Annotated in this window: 4 protein-coding genes; 2 read left to right on the top strand and 2 right to left on the bottom strand. The window is 61.5% G+C overall.

Features of this window, described 5'->3' with window-relative positions:
- Nucleotides 1-209 precede the first annotated feature (209 nt).
- On the bottom strand, nt 210-1,079 hold the full coding sequence (locus APH36_RS09880) for a LysR family transcriptional regulator (protein WP_060498474.1): 870 nt from the start codon (nt 1,077-1,079) through the stop codon (nt 210-212).
- 126 nt (nt 1,080-1,205) lie between these two features.
- Between APH36_RS09880 and APH36_RS09875 the strand changes: the two genes are divergently transcribed.
- Together APH36_RS09875 and APH36_RS09870 are read left to right on the top strand one after the other, a co-directional pair.
- Nucleotides 1,206-2,741, top strand: a complete 1,536-nt coding sequence (locus tag APH36_RS09875; protein WP_082426363.1) for an MFS transporter — start codon at nt 1,206-1,208, stop codon at nt 2,739-2,741.
- Nucleotides 2,742-2,829: 88 nt separating this feature from the next.
- Nucleotides 2,830-5,223: a TonB-dependent siderophore receptor gene (locus tag APH36_RS09870; protein ID WP_060498472.1), complete on the top strand. Its 2,394-nt coding sequence runs from the start codon at nt 2,830-2,832 to the stop codon at nt 5,221-5,223.
- A gap of 65 nt (nt 5,224-5,288) precedes the next feature.
- On the opposite strand, the gene APH36_RS09865 is transcribed toward APH36_RS09870, so the two are convergent.
- Nucleotides 5,289-6,164 (bottom strand): WYL domain-containing protein, encoded by an 876-nt coding sequence (locus APH36_RS09865; RefSeq protein ID WP_060498471.1) that lies wholly within the window; start codon nt 6,162-6,164, stop codon nt 5,289-5,291.
- Nucleotides 6,165-6,274: the final 110 nt, after the last annotated feature.

Here is a 6,274-nt window from a genome sequence, read left to right as displayed (position 1 = left end):
TGTAAAACAAAGGGCACCTGTGGATGGGGGCCCTTTGTTTTTTTGAATTTGTCCAGGATGCGGCAGTTTACGATCTATATCGAGGTGATGAGAAAGTGTCAGCACTGCTGACACAGTTGTCCTGGAGCCACAACCTCATCATTCTTGGGTAGTGCAAGCAGCATGATGAGCGTGAGTTTTAAGCACGCATGGCCATACAGGAACATTGGTCATGCACCGCATTTCACGCCTTCCACATAGCGCTTTACCGCCGGTGCTTTTTCGTAACGCCTGTGAAGCAGGCTGAGCCAAGAGCTGGCCTGGCAATCGACGATACGGCGGTAGTTCACCTGTGGCAGGTTGATGCGCTGCACCACCGATTCTGGGACCACTGCGACACCTTGCCCGAGCGATACCAGCGTAATCACCGCCACCAGGCTGCCGGGCTGCGGGCCAAGGCGGGGAACGAACCCACCCTGTGCCGCCACCTCCAGCGTGCCGGAAATCTGCTCCGGCAGGATGAAGGTTTCATTGGCCAGGCGTGCGGCCGGAACGTGCGGCACTTCGTTGATGCGTGAGCTGGCGGGCAGGGCGAGAACAAAGCCTTCCTGATGCAACGCGATGGCATCAAGTTCTTCCGGCAACTCCATTGGCGAGCGCACATAGGCCAGATCGAGCAGGCCATCGCGAACCATGCCGGGCAATTCGGCCATGGGCAGTTCGCGGATGTTCAGGCGCACGCCGGGGCAGGTTTCGCTGTAGCGGGCGACTTGCTGCTGGAGCATGCCAGAGTAGGCGGCTGAAGCCACATAGCCCAGTTCGATGCGCCCGCTTTCACCACGGGCGGCCCGTTGTGCGCCCAATTGTGCGGCGTCGAACTGGCGCACGGCGTGCTCGGCCTCGATCAACAAGGCTTGGCCGGCAGCGGTCAGGTTGACCTCCCGCTGGTTGCGTTCGAACAGGCGTACGCCCAGCTCACGCTCCATGTCCTGAATCTGCCGGCTGAGGGTAGGCGGGGCGATGCCCAGTTGCTCGGCGGCCCGGGTGAAATGGCCGTGGCGGGCAACGCAGAGAAAATAGCGGAAATGGCGGATTTCCATGGGTGTTACCTACAGGGTAATGACGCAGGCCGCCTGGGCTAACAAGGCCTGGGGTTGGCGGCGTTATGGTGAGGCCAACACTACAAGGCTGGCGCTGCGGCGACCAGCCCGTATCTGGAGCCTGCCATGCCTGCCCCCTCTGCACGCTTTACCCTGCTCACTGCCTCCCTGGTCTGTGCGTTGATCATCCTCGACACCAACATTGTCGCCGTCAGCCTGCCCAGTATCGCCCGTGACCTGTCCGGCTCGTTCGCCGATATCGAGTGGGTGGTCAGTGCCTACTTGCTGGCCTTCGCCGCCTGCCTGCTGCCTGCCGGCAGCCTGGCCGACCGCTTCGGCCGGCGGCGCATGCTGCTGCTTGGCCTGGCCCTGTTCGGCATCGCTTCGCTGGCCTGCGGTGCGGCGCCCAACCTGCTGTTCCTCGACCTGGCCAGGGCCGCCAAGGGGATTGGTGCCGCGTTGCTGCTGACTTCGGCCCTGGCGGCGATCGGCAACCGCTTTCATGAACCCCAGGAACGCATGCGTGCCTGGGCCTTCTGGGGGGCCTGCATGGGCGCCACCATCACCCTGGCGCCGCTGCTGGGTGGCGTGATTGCCAGCACCTTGGGCTGGCGCTGGATCTTCTACATCAACCTGCCGTTGGTGGCATTGCTGGCGGTGATGGTCTTGCGCAGTGTCGAGGAATCTCGCGACAGCGCCGCCGCGCGGCTCGACCCTTGGGGCAGCCTGACCTTCGCCGGCAGCCTGGGCTACCTGATCTGGGCGATGATCGATGCCAACCAGGTGGGCTGGGGCAGCGCGCAAACCCTCGGTCGACTGGTGATCAGTGCCTTCCTGTTCGGCCTGTTCATCATGGTGGAGCGCAGCCAGACGCGGCCGATGATCGACCTGCAGCTGATGCGTAGCGGGCGTTTCGTTGGTGCCTTGCTGGGCATGTTCGCCTACGCAGCCTGCGCCCAGGTGATGATGACCCTGCTGCCGCTTTACTTGCAGAGCGGCTTGCAACTGTCACCCTTGGCGGCTGGCGCAGGCATGTTGCCATTCGCCATCGCCATGCTGCTGACACCGCGCTTGGGTATGCGCCTGGCTGCCCACATGAGCCCGGCGCAAATATTTGCACTGGGCCTGGTGCTGGTGGGCACGGGCAACCTGCTGTGTGCCTGGGCCACGCGCCACGGCGGCTATGGCGCATTCGCCCTGGCCAGCCTGGTGCTGGGCGCGGGTGCCGGCCTGCTGAATGGCGATACACAGAAGAACATCATGGCGTGTGTGCCGCGTGAGCGAACCGGCATGGCCTCGGGGTTGAGTACCACCATTCGGTTTGGCGCGATCGTGCTGGCCATTGGCGTGCTCGGCGGTGTGCTGGCTACGCGCAGCGGGCAGTTGCTGCACGCATCCATGGCTGCTGTAGCCCCCGCGCAAACGGGCCAGGTTGCTGCGATGGCCGCGCGGGTTGCCGCAGGGGACTTGCAGGCAGCGCTGGCGTTGATCGACCCGGGGTTACGTGAAGCAGTAGCTCCCGTTGCGCGGCAGGCCTTCATGGGTGGTTTTCAGGCCGTGTTGCAGGTTGCGGGTGTTGCCGCGCTGTTGTTTGCGGTGTTGGTTGGCGTGCTGCTGAACCGCCCGCTGCCCACCCGGCAGGACGTGCTGATAGTGTCGTAAAATAAATGAGGTGATTTCTCATTCTCGTCCGGCCTGTAAACAAGGCCGGATTACAGGCCGCCCCGCCGACCCCCTACGGAGCGAGAGAATGAGTTCTACCCCGGTTTCACAGCGCCATCCTTTGAGCCGTGCTGTGCACGCTGCTTTCCTGGGCCTGGTTGTCAGCAGCGCTGCGTTGCCTGCGCTTGCGCAAGCTGCAAACGCTGAGCACAACAACCAGGTCCAGCAATGGAACATTCCTGGCGGCCCGCTGGCGCCGGCGCTTGACCACTTTGCGCGCCAGGCTGATATCAGCCTGTCCTACGATGCACAGAGCATCGCCAACCGCAACACGGCGGGCGTGCAGGGTACGCTGGGCACGTCGGCTGCACTCTCGTCGTTGTTGCAGGGGACCGAGCTTCAGGCTGAGCAGCAAGGCCCGGGTGCCTATCTGGTGGTGCCGCAGCCAAAACCTGCCGGCCCGCTGGAGCTTGGTGCGACTGAGGATTACCGCCTGGCGCCCATCATCATCAACGCCAAGGTCAAGGCCAGTGCCGATGACGACATCAACTCGGTGGTTGCCAAGGAGCTTTGGGTAGGTGGCAAGGTAGCGACCAGCATCCTCAACACACCAGCTTCCGTGTCTGTGGTCACCAACAAGGAAATGCAGCAGCGCAGTGTGAGCACCACGGAAGAGGCGCTGCAATACACCCCTGGCGTGGTTAGCGACTTCTACGGCTCGGATGACCGCAACGACTACTTCCAGATCCGCGGCTTTCAGGCCACCACGTACCGTGACGGCCTGACCTTGAGCTCGATGCGGGGTGTGCGCGAAGACCCTTACGCCTACGAGCGCATCGAAATTCTGCGAGGCGCCAACTCCACCCTGTTCGGCCCGGCAGACCCGGGCGGCTCGTTGAACTTCGTGACCAAACAGCCGCGCTTCGAAAGGTTTGGCCAGGGTTACGTGACCTACGGCTCCTATGACCATGCCGAGACCGGCATCGATGTGGGCGATGCCCTGAACGACGAACAGACTTTAGCGGGCCGCTTCACTGCCAAAATGCAGAACAGCGACCGCGAGTACGACCATTCGCAGGACGACAGCCGCTTCGTGATGGGCGGGCTGACCTGGGCACCTACCGACTTCACCTCGGCCACAGTGATCCTCGATTACCTGAAGACCAACAGCTCGCCAAACAGCGGTGGTTACCCTCTGGACAAGGAATACGATCGCAGCGACTTCTACGGCGAGCCCGGCTACAACTTCCACGATGTCGAGCGCACCAGCCTCAGTGGCAACATCACCCACGACTTCGATAACGGCTTCACGCTGCGCGGTAACCTGCGCTACAGCGAATTAAGCGATGACTTTGGCTATGTCTACCTGAGCGACAGCGCTTCGCGGGTGGGTACCACCATCCCGCGCTATGTGTTCGGAACTGACAGCGATGCCGATCAGCTCAACGGCAACCTGATGCTGCAATACGACGCCCAGTTCGAGCACATCGACAGCAGCACCCTGGTGGGTGTGGAGTACCTCGACTCGACCACCAGACAGAGTTCCGTCTACAGCCTGGCGCCCTCCATCGATATCGCCAACCCGGTATTCACCGGCGTGCCGGGCGGCGTTACGCCCTACACCCGCAAGAAAAACGACGCCACCACCAAGGCCGTGTTCCTGCAGCAGAACCTGTCCTTCTATGACCGCCTGATCGCAACAGCGGGTGTGCGTAATGACTCCATGGACCTGTCCAGCACGGAGTACGTCGGCGGGGTGAACAAGCAAAGCGACAACTTCTCTGAAACGTCCTACCGTGGCGCGCTGACGTACATCGTCAACGATGAGGTTTCCACTTACGTGAGCATGGTGGAGTCGGTTTCGCCTCCGCAGGTTGGCGTAACGCCGCAGACCGGCAGGCAGTACGAAGTGGGCGTGAAGTACTCGCCACTGGGCATGGACGCGTTGTTCTCTGCTGCCGTTTATGACCTGACCCAGGAAAACGTCACCATCGCCGTCGTGCTGCCGAGCGGCATCATCGAGCAGCAGACGGTGGGTGAGTCGCGTGCACGTGGCCTGGACCTGGAAGCCAAGGCGCAAGTTACGCAAAACCTCAGCCTCATCGGTGCCTATTCCTACATGGAAACGGAGGTGCTGCGCGGTGCGCTGTATGACGGTACTTCGCTCAAGGGCAAGGAATTCACCGTGGCGCCGAAGCATACGGCTTCGCTGTGGAGCTACTACGACATTGCCAACACGGATGTGAGCGTTGGTCTGGGGGCTCGGTACGTGGGTGGCTATTACATGGATGCTGCCAACACCAAGAAAAGCGACGGCACCACACTGTTTGACGCGGCGCTGAACTACAAGATTGCCAAGGGGACGGACCTTGCGCTGAATGTGAGCAACCTGTTTGACGAACAGCATGTGGTGGGGTCGGGGACGGCGAACTACTACAACCCGGGGCGGGAGGTTACGGCCAAGTTGAGTTATCGCTGGTAAGCCGAGGGGCAGTGCTTAGCGCCCGCAACGTGGCGAGCATTGCCCCTGCTCCCGACATCCGGGCGTTAGTACTTCATCAACCACGGGTCCAGCGCCTGGAGGTTGCTGACCACCAGTTGCTGGGCTTCGGGCAGTATCGCCATGTTGCGGTGGTCGATCTGATACCGCTGCAATACGTACTTCACCAACGCCCTGCGGCTGGGCACCACCAATTGCCCATCCGTCATGCCGAAGTCAATTTCAATGATTGCCTTCTGCGCCGCGTTCAAGCGCCAATCAGGCTCGAAGATGATTGGCACCTCGACATTCCAGTCTTCATCCTGCTCGCGGGTGTTCGGCGAGGCGTCGAGCAAGTCTGGTTGCCCGCGCAGTCGGCTGAGGACGAAGTCGCGGTACTGGCCGTTTTTTTCACAGTAAGCCCGTACGTGCCAGCGCATGCCGGTGTACACCAGCGTGTGCGGGGCGATCAGGCGCACCTCGACGTTGGGGGTGTTGAAGGACACGTATTCGGTTTCCAGCCGCCGGCCTTCACGGCAGGCCTTGAGCAAGGGGCGCAGCACCTCGGGCCGAATGGGGCGGTCAGGCACCTCCAGCACCCGGGTGTGCGCATAAGCCAGCGCCAGCCCGTCGATGTGCGGCGCGCGTTCATTGTTCTGGTACAGCAGGTGTAGATAGGCGCTGGCGCTGTTGTCGATGAACAGCGGTTCGAACTGTTCGCTCGGTACATAGCCCTTGATCTGCTTGTCATACGTCAAGTTTTCGGGCGCATGTTCGGTGATGTAGGTATTGATGTCCTTCGACGCCTGCTGGCGGCTGATGCCAAAGCTCTGCATCAGGTGGCCCGTGGTCAGCCGGCCTTCCCACCAGGCAACGGTTTCGATCAGGCGATAGCGAAGTGCCAGGTCCCAGCGTACCTGCTCGATGGATTGCTTGCGTTTCATACCCTCTCCATGTGCGCGATTACTTTACCTGTATAAGTCTACATTCTGGACGTGTAGTTTTGCATTACATATCTTTGGCTCGTCTTCGGAATACATCGGGGGCTGCAAAG

The sequence above is a fragment of the Pseudomonas sp. NBRC 111133 genome, from assembly GCF_001320605.1.
GTDB classification, from domain to species: domain Bacteria; phylum Pseudomonadota; class Gammaproteobacteria; order Pseudomonadales; family Pseudomonadaceae; genus Aquipseudomonas; species Aquipseudomonas monteilii.
This window is presented reverse-complemented; position numbering and strand designations above follow the sequence as displayed.